Annotated in this window: 1 protein-coding gene; it reads left to right on the top strand. The window is 63.1% G+C overall.

Translation table 11 applies throughout. The features are described 5' to 3' along the window. Positions 1-240, top strand: a 240-nt coding sequence (locus tag AACY52_RS31730; protein ID WP_339561615.1) for a hypothetical protein, incomplete at its 5' end; no start/stop codon positions are given. Positions 241-431: the final 191 nt, after the last annotated feature.

A 431-nucleotide genomic window follows, 5' to 3' on the forward strand; every position in this document is an offset into this window, starting at 1 on the left:
GTGATCGTCTCCTGGCTGTTCGACAAGCCGGTCGAGATGCGCCCCTCGAAAGTGTCCAAGCTGAACACCGCCGCCCAGGTCGCCTATGCGGCGCTTGTGCTGGCGGCGCTCGCCTTCGGCTTCAAGGCTTCGCCCTATGATATGGTCCTGATGGGTCTCGTCACGGTCTTCACACTGTCGTCGGTGTCGCTCTATCTCGTCGAATGGCTGCGGCACATGAGCACGATCGAGGCCAAATGAGCCGGAAGCGACGCTGCAAGGCGTCGCGTCCCCGCCCCACAACGTCGCATATTCGAAAAGGCCGGCGCGCCGGCATGGAGCAAAGCAAGCGTGGCAGGCCGCGTTCATCCCCGACAATTGGCGTTTTCGCTTCCGCATGCGGAGAGCCTGAGCCGGGACAATTTCCTGGAAGGTCCCGCCAACGAGGCGGG

The organism is Pseudomonas sp. EA_65y_Pfl1_P113, assembly GCF_963970525.1.
GTDB lineage: Bacteria > Pseudomonadota > Gammaproteobacteria > Pseudomonadales > Pseudomonadaceae > Aquipseudomonas > Aquipseudomonas tritici.